Annotated in this window: 17 protein-coding genes and 1 other RNA gene; 1 reads left to right on the forward strand and 17 read right to left on the reverse strand. The window is 65.7% G+C overall.

The features are described 5' to 3' along the window. Positions 1–13: 13 nt before the first annotated feature. The 15 genes from hutG to ACODSU_RS13855 form a co-directional block, all read right to left on the reverse strand. Positions 14–829 carry an N-formylglutamate deformylase gene (gene hutG, locus ACODSU_RS13785; RefSeq protein WP_488842707.1) on the reverse strand — a complete coding sequence of 272 codons (816 nt, stop codon included), beginning with the start codon at positions 827–829 and terminating at the stop codon, positions 14–16. A 34-nt stretch (positions 830–863) separates the two neighbouring features. After that, a complete protein-coding gene (locus ACODSU_RS13790) occupies positions 864–2,246 on the reverse strand; it encodes a formimidoylglutamate deiminase (protein ID WP_488842708.1) in 1,383 nt (460 codons plus the stop codon). After that, the gene (gene hutI, locus ACODSU_RS13795; protein WP_488842709.1) at positions 2,243–3,538 is read right to left on the reverse strand and encodes an imidazolonepropionase; all 1,296 of its coding nucleotides are present in this window, start codon (positions 3,536–3,538) and stop codon (positions 2,243–2,245) included. The genes ACODSU_RS13790 and hutI overlap by 4 nt, the downstream gene beginning before the upstream one ends. A 72-nt stretch (positions 3,539–3,610) precedes the next feature. Further along, entirely contained in the window at positions 3,611–4,237 is a 627-nt protein-coding gene (locus ACODSU_RS13800; protein WP_488842710.1) for a HutD/Ves family protein, read from the reverse strand. Continuing rightward, positions 4,234–5,091, reverse strand: a complete 858-nt coding sequence (locus ACODSU_RS13805; RefSeq protein ID WP_488842711.1) for a phytanoyl-CoA dioxygenase family protein — start codon at positions 5,089–5,091, stop codon at positions 4,234–4,236. Before ACODSU_RS13805 ends, ACODSU_RS13800 begins: the two co-directional genes overlap by 4 nt. After that, a complete protein-coding gene (gene hutU, locus ACODSU_RS13810) occupies positions 5,092–6,816 on the reverse strand; it encodes a urocanate hydratase (RefSeq protein ID WP_488842712.1) in 1,725 nt (574 codons plus the stop codon). It lies immediately after the preceding gene. A gap of 39 nt (positions 6,817–6,855) precedes the next feature. Further along, a complete protein-coding gene (gene hutH / locus ACODSU_RS13815) occupies positions 6,856–8,394 on the reverse strand; it encodes a histidine ammonia-lyase (RefSeq protein ID WP_488842713.1) in 1,539 nt (512 codons plus the stop codon). Positions 8,395–8,595: 201 nt separating this feature from the next. Further along, positions 8,596–9,408: a histidine utilization transcriptional repressor HutC gene (gene hutC, locus ACODSU_RS13820; protein WP_488842714.1), complete on the reverse strand. Its 813-nt coding sequence runs from the start codon at positions 9,406–9,408 to the stop codon at positions 8,596–8,598. Positions 9,409–9,438: 30 nt separating this feature from the next. Continuing rightward, positions 9,439–10,218: an ABC transporter ATP-binding protein gene (locus tag ACODSU_RS13825; RefSeq protein WP_476016873.1), complete on the reverse strand. Its 780-nt coding sequence runs from the start codon at positions 10,216–10,218 to the stop codon at positions 9,439–9,441. Beyond that, positions 10,215–11,051, reverse strand: a complete 837-nt coding sequence (locus ACODSU_RS13830) for an ABC transporter permease (RefSeq protein ID WP_015014420.1) — start codon at positions 11,049–11,051, stop codon at positions 10,215–10,217. Before ACODSU_RS13830 ends, ACODSU_RS13825 begins: the two co-directional genes overlap by 4 nt. Before the next feature lie 22 nt (positions 11,052–11,073). Next, complete coding sequence (locus tag ACODSU_RS13835) at positions 11,074–12,039, reverse strand: ABC transporter substrate-binding protein (protein WP_309824553.1); 966 nt, start codon at positions 12,037–12,039, stop codon at positions 11,074–11,076. Between the two features lie 405 nt (positions 12,040–12,444). Further along, entirely contained in the window at positions 12,445–13,827 is a 1,383-nt protein-coding gene (locus tag ACODSU_RS13840) for a sensor histidine kinase (RefSeq protein ID WP_488842715.1), read from the reverse strand. Then, the gene (locus ACODSU_RS13845; RefSeq protein WP_488842716.1) at positions 13,824–14,510 is read right to left on the reverse strand and encodes a response regulator transcription factor; all 687 of its coding nucleotides are present in this window, start codon (positions 14,508–14,510) and stop codon (positions 13,824–13,826) included. Before ACODSU_RS13845 ends, ACODSU_RS13840 begins: the two co-directional genes overlap by 4 nt. A 17-nt stretch (positions 14,511–14,527) precedes the next feature. Continuing rightward, entirely contained in the window at positions 14,528–14,854 is a 327-nt protein-coding gene (locus ACODSU_RS13850) for a hypothetical protein (RefSeq protein WP_015014424.1), read from the reverse strand. A 17-nt stretch (positions 14,855–14,871) separates the two neighbouring features. Next, entirely contained in the window at positions 14,872–15,339 is a 468-nt protein-coding gene (locus ACODSU_RS13855; RefSeq protein WP_291442587.1) for a Spy/CpxP family protein refolding chaperone, read from the reverse strand. Positions 15,340–15,369: 30 nt separating this feature from the next. On the opposite strand from ACODSU_RS13855, the gene ACODSU_RS13860 reads away from it, so the two are divergent. Next, on the forward strand, positions 15,370–15,558 hold the full coding sequence (locus ACODSU_RS13860; protein WP_488842717.1) for a hypothetical protein: 189 nt from the start codon (positions 15,370–15,372) through the stop codon (positions 15,556–15,558). A 147-nt stretch (positions 15,559–15,705) separates the two neighbouring features. On the opposite strand, the gene ssrA is transcribed toward ACODSU_RS13860, so the two are convergent. Both ssrA and ACODSU_RS13870 read right to left on the reverse strand, forming a co-directional pair. Then, positions 15,706–16,092: a transfer-messenger RNA gene (ssrA, locus tag ACODSU_RS13865) on the reverse strand. 13 nt (positions 16,093–16,105) lie between these two features. Next, on the reverse strand, positions 16,106–16,780 hold the full coding sequence (locus tag ACODSU_RS13870) for an HAD family hydrolase (protein ID WP_488842718.1): 675 nt from the start codon (positions 16,778–16,780) through the stop codon (positions 16,106–16,108). Position 16,781 lies beyond the last annotated feature (1 nt).

The raw sequence follows: 16,781 nt of genomic DNA on the forward strand, positions 1-16,781 counted from the left end.
TGGGGCGTAAGCCTCACGCCGATTGCGCTGCCGCAAAGGCCAGCGCGGCCTCCAACATACTACGCAGGTGGGGTTGCACGCCCGCAGCCACCTCGGGCAGGTAGTCAAACGGCAGGGCCTCCTGCATGTAGCTGCACTGCGTCATCTCCAGCTGCACCGCGTGAATGTTCTGCGCGGGCTGCCCGTAATGGCGCGTGATGTGCCCACCCTTGAAGCGGCCATTGAGCACGGCGGTGTAGCCCTGGGCCTCTTTGGCGATGGACAGCAGTTCCTGCGCCAGCGCCGGGTCGCAGCTTTCACCGTTGGCCGTGCCCAGGTTCAGGTCGGGCAGCTTGCCTTCAAAAAAGCGCGGCAGCACCGAGCGTATGGAGTGGGCGTCCCACAGCACCGCCACACCGTGTTCCGCACGGATGCGGTCCAGCTCGGCACGCAGTTGCGCGTGGTACGGCGCCCAGACGGCCTCACGGCGCGCAGCGATTTCTGCGTCATCGGGTACATCGCCTGCTGCGTAGATGGGCGTGTCGTCGAACGTATCGACCGGGCACAGGCCGGTGACGCTCTGCCCAGGGTACAGGCTGGCGCCATCGGGCGGGCGGTTCAGGTCGACCACATAGCGCGAGTGCGTGGCCACGAGGATGGACGCCCCCAGGTCTTTGGCAAACGCGTAGAGGCGCTCCATGTGCCAGTCGGTGTCGGGCACCTGGCGGGCCTCATCGGTGAAGCGCGCAGCCAGCGCGGGCGGCACGTAGGTGCCTGCATGGGGCATGGACACCAGCAGCGGCGCAGTGCCGGGGTAAAAGACAAAAGGAGGTGGAGAGGTATCGGTCATCACAAGCTCACGGGTATGAATTCAATCGGTCGCTTCAATCGGGTGCAATGGTGGCCGAGCGTGCCACCACAAACGCATGGGCCGCCGCATCGTGCAGCGTGTGCCGGCCACCCGTAATGCGCTGCTGGCCCGCCACCCACACGCTGTCGATGGCCGAGGTGCGGTGGCTGCCGAATACATGGGCCGACAACATGCTGGGTGCGGGCAGATCGCGCAGCGCTACATGCTGCGCACCCAGCGCCACCAGGTCGGCCTGCTCACCCACGGCCAGACCACCAATGGCGCGGCCCGCGGCCTGCGCCCCGCCCTGCACGGCCTGCAAGGTCATGGCCGTGGCCACCTCGGGTTGCGCGGCGGTGGCCAGCACATTGCGCTGGCGCAGCGACAGGCGCTGGCCGTATTCGAGCATCAACAATTCTTCCGCCGCATTCACGCAGGCATGGCTGTCCGAGCCCACGCCCCAGCGCCCGCCGTGCTGCAGCCACAGCGGCATGTCGAAGATGCCGTCGCCCAGGTTCGCTTCTGTGGTGGGGCAGATGCCCGCCACGGCGCCCGTGCGCGCTGCGTCCTGGTATTCCTGCGGCGTCATGTGAGTGGCATGCACCAGGCACCAGCGCTCGTCCACGGGTGCGTGCTCCAGCAGCCACTGCACCGGGCGCTGACCGCTCCATGCCACGCAGTCATCCACCTCCTGCGTCTGCTCGGCAATGTGGATGTGGATGGGAGCCTGCGCATTGAGCGCCGTGAGGCCCTGCACGGCAGCCGCCAGACTGTCGGGCGGCACTGCACGCAATGAATGCGGTGCCAGGCCCAAAACGGCCCCTTGCGCTTGTGCAGCGGGCGCAAGGCGCTCCAATAAGGAGAGCATGTTGTCCGTGCTGCGGATGAAGCGTGCCTGGTCCGCGCGCGGTGGCTTGGCGCCAAAGCCGCTCGTCTGGTACAGCACCGGCAGCAGCGTGATGCCGATGCCCGCACGCTGCGCAGCACGCAGCAGTGCCTGCGACAGCGTGGCGTCATCGGCATAGGGCGTGCCGCCCTGGTCGTGGTGCACGTAGTGGAACTCGCACACGCTGGTGTAGCCCGCCTCCAGCATCTCCACATACAGCCAGTTCGCAATGGCCTCCAGCGATTCGGGCGTGATGCGCGCCGCAAAGCGGTACATCAGGTTGCGCCAGCTCCAGAAGCTGTCCTGGCTTTCCCCCCGGTACTCGGTCAGGCCCGCAAACGCGCGCTGGAAGGCGTGCGAGTGGAGGTTGGGCATGCCGGGCACCACGGGGCCCGGGGCCAGGGCGGCACTGGCGGGCTGCGCGTTGGGCGTAACGGAGGTGATGCGCCCTGCCCCATCCCAGGTGATCAGCACATTGCGCGCCCAGCCCGTGGGCAGCAAGGCATCGGTGGCGAACAGCTGTTGCGTCATGGCATGACTCCGTGAATGCGCCCTTGCCGCACGATGGTGCAGGTGGGCTTCTGGCCCAGCCAGTAGGCCAGCTCGGCCGCCTCGCCCACGGGCCACAGCACAAAGTTGGCCGGTCTGCCAGATGCGATGAGACCGTGCGTGTCTTGCAGTCCCAGCGCGCGCGCGGCGTGGGTGGTGATGCCGGCCAGCGCCTCGGGCACCGTCAGGCGGAACAGCGTGCAGGCCATGTTGGCCATGAGCAGCAGGCTGAGCGCGGGCGAGGTGCCAGGGTTGTGGTCGGTAGATACGGCCATGGGCACGCCGGCTGCGCGCAACTGCGCGATGGGTGGCAGGTGCGTGTCACGCAGCGTGTAGTAGGCGCCGGGCAGCAGCACGGCCACGGTGCCTGCGGCCTTCATGGCAGCGATGCCGTCGGCCGACAGGTGTTCGATGTGGTCGCACGACAGTGCACCGTAGCGCGCAGCCAGTGCCGAGCCCCCCATGTCGGACAGTTGCTCCGCATGCAGCTTGACGGGAATGCCCAGCTGTTGCGCGGCCTCGAACACCTGCTCGGTCTCCGCCAGCGTGAAGGCAATGCGTTCGCAGAACACATCCACGGCATCGACAAGACCCTCGGCCGCCAGCGCAGGCAGCATCTCGTTGCAAACAAGGTCGGTGTAGTCCTGGCTACCTCCAGGTTTTCCAGCGTATTCGGGCGGCAGCGCATGCGCGCCGAGGAAGGTGGTGTGCACCGTCACGCCAAAGGCCTCGCCCAGACGACGGGCCACGCACAGCTGCTTGCGTTCGTGCTCCAGCGCCAGGCCGTAGCCGGACTTGATCTCAACCGCACAAACGCCTTCATCCAGCAGCGCCTGTAGGCGCGGCGCAGCCAGCGCAAAGAGCTCGTCTTCGCTGGCCTCGCGCGTGGCGCGCACCGACGACACAATGCCCCCGCCCGCCTTGGCCACCTCTTCATACGTGGCGCCTGCGAGCCGCATCGCAAACTCGTTGGCGCGCTGCCCGCCGTACACCAGGTGGGTATGGCAATCGACCAGGCCGGGTGTGGTGATGGCGCCTTTACCGTCAAAGCGGGGCAAGGCGGCAAACGCTGCAGGCACCTGGGCCTGCGGGCCCACCCACTGCACAGCGCCGCCCTGCACCACCACACACGCCAGCGCGCCCTCGGGCACCGGCACATCCGCCGACCACAACGCGGCCACGGGCCGCAGGTGAGTCCACACGCCATCGGCACTGGGCGCGGAAGATGTTGGCGGGACCACGCTCTGCGAGCTGCTACTTGCTGCTGTGTTCATGGATCAATTTGCTATCTTTTATATAGCTACTTGCGCATATTCCACTAGCGCTTGCAGCCCATTTGATTCAAATTATGGTGTTGAGCCCCTGTGCAAGGCCACCCAGGCCAGCACCGGTGCGTCATCGGCAGACATGGCGCCTTCGGCGCGGCGCACGGGAGTGATCAACGGCGCAGCTTCGCCCTCTTCGCTCACCCACCACAGGCCCTGCCCCGCTGCCAACATCCGCGCTGGGCGGCCATCGCTGTCCTCATATCGCCACGTGCCCTGCAGCACCATGCACAGGCCAGCGGCAGCCCCCTCTGCGGGCGGCACATCGCGCAGCACCTGCAGGCTCCCGCCCCACTCTCCCCGGCGCAGCATCAGGTTGAAGTCGGTAGAAACACCGCCGAGCATGCGACAGTCCACCGGCTCTTCGCCGGAGAACGCAAACGGCTCCCAGCGCTGCGTCAGCGCGTGCTGCCATTGTCCTGCTCCGGCTTGCAGCTGTACGCCATCGCCCTCCAGCAGCATGATCTGCCGGTCCACGCCCGGAAAGGCTGAGAACGGCCCGGGGCGGGCGATGGTGGCCACACTCACGCGCCATGCAAAGCTGTCCATGCCCGCGCCGGGCGGCCAGCACGCCAGCTCGCGCGTGCTGCCACCGCCGTTTTTCCAGGGCACCGGGGGCGTGGAGGCCAAGTCCAGAAACTGCTTCACGCGCGTTCACCCTGCGGCGCATCGTTGCCATCCACCAGCAGGGGGAACAGCGGGTGGTCCATCTCAGCCCCGGCGGGCAGCTCATCGGCCAGGCCGGGGAACTCGGGTGAGGTCTTCCACGGCCGGGGCGCATGGCGCGTGTCGTCGCCCAGAAAGCGCACCGAGAACACCCGACGGCGACGGGGCCCTTCCACCCCACCCGCTGCGTGCAGCGTGAGCATGTGGAAACACACCACGTCACCGGGCTCGATCTCCCAGCCCACGATGGGGAAGGCATCGCGGTCAGCCTCCACGTTGGGCAGGTCCTGCAGGCTGCCCTCGGGGAACCACTTGGCCTGGTTGTCCATGAAGGTGCGCGGCATGAGCCACGGGCCCTTGTGCGATCCCGCCACAAACTCCAGCGTGGCCGCGCGGGACACCGGGTCTACCGGAATCCACATGCTCACGTTCTGCATGCCTTCGATGTTGTAGTAAGGCTGGTCCTGGTGCCAGGGCGTCTTCTGCCGCGTGCCCGGCTCTTTGACCAGCACGTGGTCGTGGTACAGCCGCACGGTGCGCGACTGCATCAGGCGCTGCGCGGCCAGCGCCAGCGGCGTGTCGCGCACAAAGCGGCCAAACTGCGGGATGTCCTGCCAGTTGCAGAAGTCCTCGAAGAAGCGGCCCGGGTCATCCGGCCGGCTGGCCACCTTGGCGCGCGGGCTGGGCGCGGCCAGGTTGGCGTCGATGCCGTCGCGCAGCAGAGCGACTTCATCGGGCGTGAGCAGCTGCTTGATGCAGATGGCGCCGTCGCGGGCGAAGTCGGCGACTTGCGCGTCGCTCAGTCGCTCATGCAGGCGTTGGGCAAAGCTGGCCATTCACTTCACCATCGGCAGCTTCAGCCCTTGCTTCTTGGCCGTTTCCACGGCCAGCTCGTAACCTGCATCGGCATGGCGCATCACGCCGCTGCCGCAGTCGTTGACCAGCACATTGGCCAGCCGTGCAGCTGCCGCATCCGTGCCGTCGGCCACGATGACCATGCCCGAGTGCTGCGAGTAGCCCATGCCCACGCCGCCGCCGTGGTGCAGGCTGACCCAGGTGGCGCCGCCCGAGGTGTTGAGCAGCGCGTTGAGCAGCGGCCAGTCGCTCACGGCGTCAGTTCCGTCCTTCATGCCTTCGGTCTCCCGGTTGGGGCTGGCCACGCTGCCGGTGTCCAGGTGGTCGCGGCCGATCACGATGGGGGCCTTGAGCTCGCCGTTCTTCACCATCTCGTTGAAGGCCAGGCCCGCGATGTGGCGCTCGCCCAGGCCCAACCAGCAGATGCGTGCGGGCAGACCCTGAAAGGCGATGCGCTCGCCCGCCATGTCGAGCCAGCGGTGCACGTGTTTGTTCTCGGGGAACAGCTCCTTGATCTTGGCGTCGGTCTTGCGGATGTCCTCCGGGTCACCCGACAGGGCCACCCAGCGGAAGGGGCCCTTGCCTTCGCAGAACAGCGGACGGATGTAGGCGGGCACAAAGCCGGGGAAGTCGAAGGCATCCTTCACACCCTCGTCAAACGCCACCTGGCGAATGTTGTTGCCGTAGTCCACCACCGGGATGCCCATGTGCTGGAAGTCGAGCATGGCCTGCACATGCACGGCGCAGGACTTGGCAGCGGCCTTCTTCAGCACCTCGTGCTGCGTCACGTCCTGCTGCGCGGCACGCCACTGGGCCACCGTCCAGCCTGCGGGCAAGTAGCCGTTGACGAGGTCGTGGGCCGAGGTCTGGTCGGTGACCAAGTCGGGCTTGAGGCCACCGGCCTTGGCACGGCGCACCAACTCGGGCAGGATTTCTGCGGCGTTGCCCAGCAGGGCGATCGACACGGCCTCTTTGGCTGCGGTGTGCTGCTGGATCAGCTCCAACGCGTGGTCGATATCACGCGCCTGCTTGTCCACGTAGCGCGTGCGCAGGCGGAAGTCGATGCTGCTTTGCTGGCATTCGATATTCAGCGACACCGCGCCCGCAAAGGTGGCGGCCAGCGGCTGCGCGCCGCCCATGCCGCCCAGGCCTGCCGTCAGGATCCAGCGCCCTTCCAGCGAGCCGCCGAAGTGCTTGCGGCCTGCCTCGGCAAAGGTTTCGTACGTGCCCTGCACGATGCCTTGCGTGCCGATGTAGATCCAGCTGCCCGCCGTCATCTGGCCGTACATGAACAGGCCCTTCTGGTCCAGCTCGCTGAAGTGTTCCCAGTTGGCCCACTTGGGCACCAGGTTGGAGTTGGCCAGCAGCACGCGGGGTGCGTTGGCGTGGGTCTTGAAAACGCCCACGGGCTTGCCGGACTGGATGAGCAGGGTCTCATCGTCGTTCAGGTCTTTGAGCGAGGCGAGGATCTGGTCAAAACATTCCCAATTGCGCGCCGCGCGGCCGATGCCGCCGTACACCACCAGGTCTTGCGGGCGCTCGGCCACCTCGGGGTCGAGATTGTTCTGGATCATGCGGTAGGCCGCTTCGGTGAGCCAGCTCTTGCAGGTCAGCTGGCTGCCGCGCGGCGCACGGATCACGCGGCTGGCGTCGTGGCGGGGGTCAGTGTTGGAGGCGGCGGCGATGATGGCGTCGTTGGCGTTCATGGTGGGCTCCTGTGAATCAGTGGGTGTGAGTGGAAAAAATCAGGCGAAGCTGGGCAGGCATTGCGTGAGCGCTGCGGGCCATGTGGACTGCTGGGCCCAGGCGCGCATGGCTTCGATGTCGGGAGCGAGGTAACGGTCCTGCTCCAGGTAGGCCACGCGCTCGCGGATGGCGGCGAATTGCGCTTCGATGAGGGGTGAACTCTTGAGCGAGCGGTCGAACTCCATGCCTTGTGCGGCGGCCATGGCTTCGATGCCGACCATTACCGCCGCATTGCGCACCATGTCGCCCAGGCGGCGCGCGCCGTAGGTGGCCATGGAGACATGGTCTTCCTGGTTGGCCGATGTGGGCAGGCTGGTCACGCTGCTGGGGTTGGCCAGGCATTGGTTCTCTGCGGCCAATGCTGCGGCGGTGACCTGGGCGATCATGAAGCCAGAGTTGACGCCGCTGTCGCGGATCAGGAACGCGGGCAGGCCCGACAGGCCCGGGTCCAGCAGCAGCGACAAGCGGCGCTCGGAAATGGCACCGATCTCGGCCACGGCCAGCGCGATGATGTCGGCCACAAAGGCCACGGGCTCGGCGTGGAAGTTGCCGCCGGAGATCACATCGCCGTTGTCAAAGACCAGAGGGTTGTCGGACGCCGCATTCGCCTCGATGGTCAGCACGCGCGCAGCGTGGTGCAGGTTGTCCAGGCACGCGCCCATCACCTGTGGCACGCAGCGGATGGAATACGGGTCTTGCACGCGGCCACAGTTGGGGTGCGAGGGGTCGATGGCGCTGCCGTCCAGCAGCGCACGCACGGCGGCGGCCACTGCGATCTGCCCGGCCTGGCCGCGCGCCTCATGGATGCGCGCGTCAAACGGCTTGACCGAGCCCTTGATGGCTTCAAGCGACAGGCAGCCGGCAACCAGCGCGGCAGCAAACACGCTCTCGGCGCCGAACAACCCGGCCAGCGCCAGCGCGGTGGACACCTGTGTGCCGTTGAGCAGCGCCAGCCCTTCCTTGGGGCCCAGCACAAACGGTTGCAGGCCGATGGAACGCATGGCCTCGGCACCCGGCACCACCTTGCCGTCCACCTTGGCCTGCCCTTCGCCGATCAGCACGCAGGCCATGTGCGCCAGCGGCGCCAGGTCGCCGGATGCACCCACCGAGCCTTTGGCCGGGATCACCGGCAGCACGTTGGCGTTGGCCAGCGCCAGCAGCGCGTCCACCAACTCGGGCCGAACGCCCGAGTGGCCGCGCGCCAGGCTCACGGCCTTGGTCGCCAGGATGAGGCGCACCACATCGTCGGGCATCGGGTCGCCCGTGCCCACGCTGTGTGACAGCACCAGGTTGCGCTGCAGTTCAGCCAGGCGGTCGTGGGCAATCTTGGTGCTGGCCAGCTTGCCAAAGCCGGTGTTGATGCCATAGACCACCTGGTCTTCATCGACGATGCGCTGCACCGCGGCCAGGGACTTCTGCAAACCCGCGCGTGCCGACGCATCGAGCACCAGTTGCACGGGGCCAGCGTGGATGCGGCGCAGCTCAGCCAGCGTGACGCGGCCGGGGTGCAGGGTGATGGGAGATGCGTTCAGTGTCATGGCGTTGATCCTGTATATACAAGTAGGTACAAGCGAAAAATAAACAGCGTTACTTTGTTCTTCAAATCCTGTCAGCCAATCCCGCTGCGGGTGGAACTGCCACGGCACCCGCGAGAGACGCCGAGCAAGGGCCGCCCCGCAGTGAGGGAGTCGTCCCCCTTGAGGGGGAAGGCGCGAAGCGACTCAGGGGGTGCTTCATATTCAACCAGCGACGGGGTTGCCGTCGGCTCGGAAGCGGCTGCCCAGGCGGTAGCGGGTGGCGGGGTGCAGGCAGCGCACCACGGTGATCGGCACGCCGCGCGACCAGGTGCGGCGGGTGAGCAGCAGGCAGGGCTCCTGCGGAGACATCTCCAGCAGCGCGGCCTGCTCGGCGGTGGGCATGACGGCATCGACCACATGCTCGATCTGGTCGAAAGGCACGTTGCGCACCAGGTATTCGGAAGGTTGCAGTTGCGTGAAGTCTTGCGCGGCGAACTGGGGTACCTGGCGTGGGTTCACGTGGCGGTCTTCCAGCTGCACGGGCAGGCCGTCTTCGCGGTGGATGCACAGCGAGTGGAACACCGACTCGCCGGTGCGCAGGTCCAGCGCGGCGGCAACCTCCAGCGTGGCAGAGGTGCGCTCCACCGTCAGCACGTCGCAGCGGTAGTCGTGCCCGCGCTGGCGGATCTCGCTCGCCAGGTTGGCAATCTGCAGCAGTGTGGACTGCGGCTTGTCTTCGGCCACAAAGCTGCCCACGCCCGCCACACGCACGATGCGCCCCTGCTCCACCAGCTCGCGCAGTGCGCGGTTCACCGTCATGCGCGAGATGCCGAACTGGGTGACCAGTTCGTTCTCGGACGGCAGGCGGTCGCCCGCGCGCCAGATGCCTTCCTGGATCTTGCGCGCAATGTGGTCCTTGACCTGCTCGTACAGCGCCATGGCCTGCGCGGGCGCAGCCGCAGAGGCCACGGCCTTGACAGGCGTGGCGCTGCGCGGTGCAGCGGCGGTGGTGCGGCGGGATGGACGGGCGCTCATGGGTGGATGCGGAGCTGTTGCGGGTTCAGATCAGTGCAGGTCCGCCGCCATGGATTCGGCGCGGATCTCTTCGGTGAGGCGCGCCTTGAGGTCCATGAACTCGGGGCTGGTCTTGATCGTGTAATGGCGTGGGTGCGGCAGGTCGACGGCCAGCTCGGTCTTGATGCGGCCGGGCCGGGCGCTGAATACCGCCACGCGGTTGGCCATGAAGATGGCTTCGTCGATGTCGTGGGTGACAAACAGCACTGTCTTGCGTTCGGCCTCCCAGATGCCCAGCAGCAGCTCTTGCATGAGCACGCGGGTCTGGTTGTCGAGCGCGCCAAAGGGCTCGTCCATCAGCAAAATCTTGGGGTCATTGGCCAGCGCGCGGGCAATGGCGGTGCGCTGCTGCATGCCGCCCGACAGCTGCTTGGGAAAATGCTGCTCAAAGCCGCGCAGGCCGACCTTGGCGATGAAGTACGCGGCGCGTTCCTTTTGCTGTGCCTCGGGCATACCGCGTTCGCGCAAGCCAAAGCGGATGTTCTGCTCGATGGTGAGCCAGGGGAACAGCGTGTAGCTCTGGAACACCATGCCGCGATCGGCACCGGGGCCTTCCACGGGCACACCATCCAGCAGCACGCGGCCGCTGCTGGCGTGGTCCAGGCCCGCCACGATGCGCAGCAGCGTGGACTTGCCGCAGCCCGAGGGGCCGAGGATGGTGACAAAGTCGTTGTCACGCACTTCAAAGTCCACCGGCAGCAGCGCCTGTGTGCGCTGGCCTTTGCGCCCTTCAAAGGTGCGCGAGACGGCTTGGATGGATACGCTGCTCATCGCACAAAACTCCAGGCAAACAGACGGTGGTTGAGCGCCTTGAAGGCGAAGTCGGACACCAGCCCGATGAGGCCGATGATGATGATGCCGAAGATGATCTGGCCAGTGTTCAGCAGCGACTGGCTGTCGGTGATCATGTGGCCGATACCGCTGGACGAGCCGATCAGCTCGGCCACGATCACATAGGTCCAGGCCCAGCCCAGCACCAGGCGCAGAGTCTCGGCGATCTCGGGCGCCGCGCCGGGGATGAGCACCCGCGTGACGATGCCCTTGTGGCCCGCGCCCAATGTGTATGCAGCTTCCACGAGGTCGCGCCGCGCACCGCCCACGGTGACGGCCACCATCAGCGTGATCTGGAAGACCGATCCGATGAAGATGACGAGGATTTTCTGCGCCTCGCCAATGCCCGCCCACAGGATCAGCAGCGGAATGAAAGCCGACGCAGGCAGGTAGCGGCAGAACGAGATGAAGGGCTCGAAGAACGCCTCGATGCCCTTGTACGCGCCCATCGCAATGCCCAGCGGCACGGCAATGACCGCTGCCAGGATGAAGCCACCGACCACGCGCCAGATGGTCATGCCGATGTCTTTGATGAAGCCGTATTCGGTGAACAGCAGCCAGCCTTCCTTCACCATGGTGACAGGGCTGGCCAGGAAGGTGGGCGACACGAAGCCGCCCAGGGTGAAGAACGCCCACACCGCCACGAACAGGGCGAAAAAGGCCAGCCCCAGCATCCAGCGGGATCGGCTGCTCACAGGCTCCAGCGGGGCCAGGGAGCGCCGGCGCACGGTGGCCTTTGGCTCAGAAACGGACAGGGGTTGCACGGCGGACATGGAGCGCTCTTCTTCCGTCTATTTACTTGATGAAGCTGGCGTCAAAGGTGACGTTCAGGTCTTCAGGCGCCTTGCGGATGATGCCGGCCTCCAGCAGGATGGCCGTGGCGTCCTTCATGAAACTGGTGAGCTCGCCCGCAAAGAACTTCTGGTTGGCAGCCTTGTCCTGCCAGCGCAGGAAGGACGACGACTTGGCAAACTGCTCGCCCGTCTGCTTGACGGCGGCGCCCATGATCTCGTTGGACTTGGTCGGGTCGGCCTTGATCATGTCCAGCGCCTGGAAGTACGAATTGGCCAGCGCCTGTGCGGCCTTGCCATTCGCCTTGAGCCAGGTGGGGTCGCAACCCACGGTGTCCATCACCATGGGGTAGTCGAGTGTGGTGGCCAGAATCTTGCCGGCGCTGGGGTTCTCGCGCACGGTGGACAGGTAGGGTTCGTACGTCATGGCAGCGTCGTTCTGCCCCGCCACGAAGGCCTGTGCTGCGGCCTGGGGCGACAGCGTGGTGGTCTTCACATCCTTGAGGCTCATGCCGTTCTTGCTCAGCATCCAGGCCAGGCCGAAGTACGGTGCCGTGCCGGGCGCATCCACGCCGATGGTCTTGCCCTTGAGGTCCGCAAAGCTCTTGATGTCGCCGCGCACTGCGATGCCGTCGGCGCCGTAGGACTTGTCCATCTGGAAGATTTGCACGATGGGCACGCCGTTGGCATTCCAGGCGACGTGCGTCTCGACGGTGGTGGCGGCGCACTGGATGGACTTGGAGGCCAGGGCCAGGTGGCGGTCCTTCTGCGGGATCATCTTGATCTCCACGTCCAGACCATTCTTCTTGAAGATGCCGGCCTTGTCGGCCAGCGTGAGCGGTGCAAAACCTGTCCAGCCGGACATGCCCAGCACGATTTTGGTGTCCTGCGCCTTGGCCGGTGCGGCCAGGGCCATCATGCATGCTGCTGCCGCTGCCAGCGACGTCCATTTCACAACCGATCGAGTCATCATCTGCTCCTGTTTGAAGAAAGTACCTTGGCCCTGCCCACCGGAACGCGCCTGCGTACCGAAGGCCATGATGACAGCTTCAGCATACCTGTATATACAGGGTAAACACTGAAAATCCGACTCATGCGAGGGGGCGACGATCTTGAGCAAGAACGAGGCCAGGGAGGATGGCGACTTCTAGGGTGGCCCCGGGTGGCAGAAATTACTCCTGATTTGATAGCTATCAGCGCAATAAATACCTGCGCTACAGAGCAAAAAGACTATGAATTTGCCTTGCAAGGCCTGCCATGGCCCCTGGTGCGGCCAGTTCTCCCGCGCACCAGGCCTGTGCGCTGCTCTGGCCGCGCCGGTGCGACGGCGCCTGCCGGCGCGCAGGCCAGCCTGTCTATGCCGCCGGCTGGCGGCCTATTCCACCACCGGCAGACGCACGGTGACCGACAGGCCGGGCTCTGCATTGCGCATGTTCAGCTGCCCATCGTGCGCTTGCGCCACCAGGCGGCACAGGTACAAGCCCAGCCCCACGCCACCGGTGGCGCGCTGGCGTGCGGTGTCCGGCCGGTAGAACGCCTGGGCCAGGTGGGGCAGGTGCTCGGGGGGCACGCCGCGCCCATGGTCACGCACCTCCAGCTCGAGCACCCTGCCCTCATCCACCAGCCGCAGATGCAGCTCGGGCGGGAAGGCTCCCGACTCGCTGTGGCGCAGGCTGTTGTCCAGCAGGTTGCGCAGCAGCAGCCGCAGGCGGGATCGGTCGAGCCGCACTGCGGGCAAGTCCGGCGCTGCGTGCAAGGCAATGTCGGCGGCGCCCGCGTGGCGGGAGCACAGGTCGGCCACCACTTCGCGCGCCAGCTCGGCCACATCGGTGGGCTCGCGGTGCAGCGCCGCATGGCGGCCCGCGAGGCGCTCGCTTTCCAGCAGGTCGGTGATGAGGCCTGCCATCTCGCCCAGGTCACGCATCAGCGCCAGGCGCTGGGGTTGCACGTCGGCCGTTTCGGGCAGCAGCTCGGTGTTCAGGCGAGCCCGCGTGAGAGGGCTGCGCAGCTCATGGCTCATCGCCAGCAGCAGCGCGCGCTTGGCCTCCAGCATCTGGTGGATGTCGTCCCCCATGGTGTTGATGGTCTCGGCCAGCTGGCCCAGCTCGTCCGGCCGGTGGGCATGCCGCACCGGGATGGACTGGGCAAAGTTGCCGTTGCCAAAGCGCTGCGCGCCCTGGCGAATGTCGTCCAGCGGCCGCAGCAGATGCCGCACATACACATAGGCCAGCGCCGTGAGCAGCAGCAGCACGGTGAGCGTGCCCCACGCAATGCGCGGGCGCTTGTCCCAGGAGAGCGCATTCAGCCCGAACTCGATATGGTGCCCATCGGCCGTCGTGCGGCGCAGCAGGCTGTGCCCGTTCTCGTCACCGGTCCAGCGGTCTTCTTGGCGGACCTTGTCGCTCATCCAGTCAGGGTTCTGCTGGTCGGGGTGCGAGGCCCAATGGATCTGCGGGCCGTCGATGCGCAAGGTCAGCGGCAGGCGGTTGGCGATTGCCTGCGCGCGCTCGATGCTTGGCGGGCTGCCAATCTCGTCCGCCAAGCGGTCCACATAGTCCATCAACAGCGGCCGTGCGGCTTCGCGCCAACCTACCGACACGGCCTTTTGCACACCGCCCATGAACGTGACGGCGACGGCCACGGCCAAAGCCATGAACACCAGCACCAGCCGAATGCGCAGCGAATGCCCCACCGCGTGGCGCGCCCGGCGGTGCCAGGGACAGTTCGGGTCGTGAACGGGAGAACAAATCTTCTTCATGGGGCAGCGCGGCGCAGGGCCAGGGAATAGCCCACATTGCGCAGCGTTTTGATGCAGTCCAGCGGCTCCAGCTTTTTGCGCAACCGGCTCACCACGATGTCCACCGCGCGGGTGTACAGCTCGGCTTCATGACCGCGCAGCTGGTTCAGGATGTCGTCCCGGCTGAAAACTTTGCCCGGCTCGCGCGCCAGCAGGTGCAACAGGTCGAACTCCGTGCCGGTCAGCTCCACCACCTCGCCGTGGCGCTGTACGCTGCGGCGCGCGGCATCGATGGACAGGCCCTCAAACTCCAGCGAGCCCGCTGCAACACCGGGCCCTGGCGCCCGGCGTCGACGCAACACCGTCTGCAGGCGTGCCACCAACTCGCGCGGCTCGAAGGGCTTGGGCAGATAGTCGTCGGCCCCCAGTTCCAGCCCCACCACACGGTCCATCACCTCGCCGCGTGCGGTCAGCATCACGATGGGCAGGTCGCCCTGCTTGCGGATGGTGCGGCACAGCTCGAAGCCATCCATTTCCGGCAGCATGACGTCGAGGATGGCCGCGTCGAAGCCGCCGGCTGTCAGTTGCGCCAGGCCATCGCTGGGCAGAAGGGCGTGAACTAGCTCCAGCTCAAAACGCTGGAAGTAAGTGGCCAGGGGCGCGCCCAGCTGCGCGTCGTCGTCAATCAGCAATATGCGGTGCATGAGCAATTCTCACACCGTCAGGCGCGCTCCCCACGGGGTTCATCGACAGAAGCGCCTGCCGCACACAATGCGCGGTGCCGCACGATGAGCCGGCGTAAACGGCCCTGCGCACCAGCGTGCAGCGCGTCAAAATGGTCGGCAGCCGCCAGCAAGGCGGGCAGCGCGTGGGCTGCCACCGAGGGCTGGCGGGCTACCAGGCCCATCGCATGCTCGCGGTCAAAGCGCGGCCCCCAGACCAGAGACATCAGCTCATCGTGAGGCTCCGGCACCCCCGACAGCAGCGCAGGCCCGTGCACACGAACGCCTTGGGCGAGGCGGTGGATAGGTTCCAGCGTGGGTGACATGCAATGCTCCCTGCCCTTTAGCCGCGGGCCATCCAGCCCTTGCGCCGCTGCATCAGCTCGCGCACTTTTTGCTGTTGGTCCGGGTTCAGACTGTCATAGAAGTCAGCCATCGCGTTGACCACTGCCGGGCTGTGGGCCTGCACCGCGCGCGTCTTGTCTTCAAGCAGCGACTGCGCCCGCGCCCGGTCAAACTTGTCGCCCGCGACAATGGCCTGCACCTCGGCACGGGGGTCTGCCGTCTTGCCGATGAACGCCGCGCGCTGGGCCTCCAGCTGATCGGCCAGCGCATTGAGTTTGGTCTTTTGCGCCTCGTTCAGGTCAAGCTTGCTGCTCACCCGGTCCACCATCTTGCCGCGCACTTCGGCCATCTTTTCCGCAGTCATCGGACCGCGCTGATGGTGCCCGCTGGAGCAGGCCGTCAGCCCACCCACCGCAATGGACACACCAAAAATGCCCATCAGCGTTTTCTTGATCCAGGGTTTCATGATGCAGTCCTTTCAAAGACGGTATGGAACATGACCCTGATGGTGCCCGCGGCGGCCTGGAACGTGGTCTCGACCCAGTTTCGGTTTATTTCATTTTGTTTCTTGGGCGGCGTTGGCGAAAGAGGCTGGCGGGTCGTCGATTTTGCGGATGCCAATATGTGGGCTCGCTTTGTCTGGTGTTTCCCGTGCGAAGCCGAGACACGCAGCACTGCACATTGACGCGGAGAGGCTGAATCACGGCTTTCCATGGCGGAAGCAGCAGCGGGCATGAGCGGATCAAGCGGATACCGCGAAAAGCCTCGCTCGGACGCTCAAAACCGTGAAAAAGGAAAAACCCCCAACCGTGAGCGGTTGGGGGTTTGTATTTGGTGGAGCTGGCGGGAATTGAACCCGCGTCCGCAAGCCTTCGTCAGGCAGATCTACATGTTTAGCGGTCTGATTTGGATCTCGCTACCCATGTCGCGCAGTCGCACGCTACATGGGCCGCCAGCACCCTATTTTCTCGCCTCCACCCAAGGTACCCGGATGGAAGCCAGCCCATGTAATTATCCTTGCAGCCGGGAGGCACTGATTGCTCAGAACCCCCTTGCCCAGCCCATCGGCCAACTGTTGCAAGGCTCACTGGCAATTAAGCAGCGAGTGCGAAACGTTCGTCGTTTGCAGTTAGTTTGTTAAATCGAGATTTACGAGCGTGACTCAAGCTCGACATGCACCACACTGATCCCGAACCCACGTCGAAACCAGGACAGCCCCTAGAACTTCTATTTTAGGCGCTCACGAGCAATTGCAAGAGCTCGCCAGGAGATTTAATTGCGGCGTGTGCACCCCACTCCGAGGGATCGGTCTTGGCGCCCAAGTAGCCGTAGGTGGCGGCCACTGTGCCCATGCCCGCTGCCAGGCCCGCCACGATGTCCCGCTCGTCGTCGCCCACGTAGATGCAATGCTCAGGAGCCACACGCAAACGGGCAGCCGCCTCCAGCAAAGGGGCAGGATGCGGCTTGGCGTGCGGCGTGGTGTCACCACTGACCACGGCCGAGGCGGTGGCAAACAGCGGGATGGCCTGCGTGAGCGGGTCCGTAAAGCGGGCAGCCTTGTTGGTGACCACGCCCCATGCCATATTGCGACCGAGAATCTGGCGAACCAATTCAGGCACACCGTCAAAAATGGTGGTCTGTTCGGTCATGCGGGACTCGTAGTTCACAAAAAACTCTTCCCGCATAACGGCAAAGTCAGGGTGGTCTGGGCCCATGCCAAAGGCCTCTGCCAGCATGCCGCGAGCCCCTGCACCCGCCATGGGGCGGTATCGGGCGGGGGGTAGCGAGGGCAGACCTCGGTCGGTGCGCATTTTGTCAGCGGCCGCGCCGATGTCTGGGGCGCTATCGATCAAAGTCCCATCCAGATCAAACAGGACTGCGCGAATGCCATAAAAAACAGTAGCCATA

The sequence above is a fragment of the Acidovorax sp. FG48 genome (assembly GCF_057809085.1).